This window comes from Hymenobacter lapidiphilus, assembly GCF_013377885.1.
Lineage (GTDB): Bacteria > Bacteroidota > Bacteroidia > Cytophagales > Hymenobacteraceae > Hymenobacter > Hymenobacter lapidiphilus.
On the sequence record NZ_JABKAU010000080.1, the window covers coordinates 1 to 2,537 of the forward strand.

General features: G+C 62.5%; 1 protein-coding gene. It reads left to right on the plus strand.

The genetic code is table 11. The features are described 5' to 3' along the window. A partial coding sequence (gene carB, locus HW554_RS20070) for a carbamoyl-phosphate synthase (glutamine-hydrolyzing) large subunit (RefSeq protein ID WP_176910308.1) occupies positions 1-2,537 on the plus strand: 2,537 nt, incomplete at both ends.

Here is a 2,537-nt window from a genome sequence, read left to right on the forward strand (position 1 = left end):
GGTTCCGGCGCGCTGAAAATTGGCGAGGCTGGGGAGTTCGATTATTCCGGCTCGCAAGCCCTCAAGGCGCTGAAGGAGGAAGGCATCCGCACCATCCTCATCAACCCCAACATTGCCACCGTGCAGACCTCCGACGGCATGGCCGACGACGTGTACTTCCTGCCCGTGACGCCCTACTTTGTGGAGGAAGTCATCAAAAAAGAGCGGCCCGATGGCATTCTGGTGGCCTTTGGCGGCCAAACGGCCCTGAACTGCGCCGTGGCCCTGTACCGCGCCGGCGTGTTCGAGCAGTACGACGTGCAGGTGCTGGGCACGCCCGTCCAGAGCATCATCGACACCGAGGACCGGGAGATTTTCAAGGTCAAGCTCGACCAGATTGGCGTGCTCTCGGCCCGTAGCGTAGCCTGCACCAGCATGGCCGAGGCCCTGGCCGCCGGCGAAACCATCGGCTTCCCCATCATCGTGCGGGCCGCGTTTGCGCTGGGCGGGCTGGGCAGCGGCTTCGCCAACAACACGGACGAGTTGCAGGCCCTGGCCCGGCAGGCCTTCACGACTTCCGACCAGATTCTGGTGGAAGAATCGCTGAAGGGCTGGAAGGAAGTGGAGTACGAAGTGGTGCGCGACCAGTTTGATAACTGCATCACGGTCTGCAACATGGAGAACTTCGACCCCATCGGCATCCACACCGGCGAGAGCATCGTGGTGGCCCCTTCCCAGACGCTGAGCAACCGCGAGTACCACAAGCTGCGCACCATCGGCATCCAAACCATCCGGCACCTGGGCATCGTGGGCGAGTGCAACATTCAGTACGCCCTCGACCCCGCGTCCGAAGATTACCGCGTGATTGAGGTGAATGCCCGCCTCTCGCGCTCGTCGGCGCTGGCCTCAAAAGCCACGGGCTACCCGCTGGCCTTCGTGGCGGCCAAGCTGAGCCTGGGCTACTCGCTGGCCGAGCTAAAAAACAGCGTTACGCAGACCACCTCGGCCTTTTTCGAGCCCGCCCTCGACTACGTGGTGGTGAAGCTGCCGCGCTGGGACCTGGGCAAATTCTCGGGCGTGAACCGCCAGATTGGCTCGGCCATGAAGAGCGTGGGCGAGGTGATGGCCATCGGAAAATCGTTTGAGGAAGCCATCCAGAAGGGCCTGCGGATGCTCGACACCGGCCGGCGCGGCTTCGTGGCCAACCGCCCCGATGCGCTGGCCCCCGAAACCCTCGACCAGCAGCTGAGCGAGCCCAACGAGGAGCGCATCTTCGCCATCAACCGGGCCTTCGAAGCGGGCTACTCGGTCACGCAGGTACATGAGCTGACCAAAATCGACCACTGGTTTTTGCAGCGCCTGTTCACCATTTTCGAGCTGGGCCGGCAGTTGGCCGCCGGCCGCGCCGGGGGGCTCGATGCGCTGGAAACCAAGTTGCTGCGCACGGTTAAGCAAGCGGGTTTTTCGGACCAGCAGCTTGCCATACTGCTGCTGGGCGAGGGCGACGTGAAGGCCGACGAGCTGCGCGTACGCGCCCGCCGCAAGGCCCTGGGCGTGCTGCCCGTGGTGAAGCAGATTGACACGCTGGCCGCCGAATTCCCGGCCAAAACCAACTACCTCTACCTCACCTACCACGGCACCGAAAACGACCTGGCCCGCGAAACCGCGAAGTCGGTGGTAGTGCTGGGTTCGGGCGTGTATCGCATCGGCTCGTCGGTCGAGTTTGACTGGTGCGGGGTGCAGGCCGTGCAAACCGCCGCCGAGGAAGGCTACAAAACCATCCTCATCAACTACAACCCCGAAACCGTGAGCACCGACTACGACGTGAGCGACCGGCTCTACTTCGAGGAGCTGAGCTTCGAGCGGGTGCTGGACATTCTGGATTTCGAGCAGCCCGGCGGCGTAATTCTGAGCACCGGCGGCCAGATTCCCAACAACATCGCCACCCGGCTTGAAAACGCCCAAGTGCCCATTCTGGGCACTACCGCCGCGCACATCGACGAGGCCGAGAACCGCCACAAGTTCAGCCGCATCATGGACGAGCTGGGCATTGCCCAGCCGCGCTGGAAGGAGCTGACTTCGCTGGAGGCCATGCACGAGTTTGTGCGGGAAGTGGGCTACCCGGTACTCATCCGGCCGAGCTACGTACTGTCGGGCGCGGCCATGAACGTGGTTTCCAACAACTTCGAGCTGGAGGAGTTCCTGAAAGCAGCCAAGGAAGTCAGCGCCGAATACCCGGTGGTGGTGTCCGAATTTATGCAGGAAGCCAAGGAAATTGAGCTGGACGCGGTGGCCGACAAGGGCGAAATCGTGAGCTACGCCATTTCCGAGCACGTCGAGTTTGCCGGCGTGCACTCCGGCGACGCCACCATGTACTACCCACCCCAGCGGGTGTACGTGGGCACCATCCGCAAGCTCAAAATCATTGCCGAGAAGGTGGCCAAGCGCTACGAAATCAGCGGCCCGTTCAACATCCAGTTCCTGGAAAAAAACGGAGCCATCAGCGTGATTGAGTGCAACCTTCGGGCCTCGCGCAGCTACCCCTTCGTGTCGAAAAT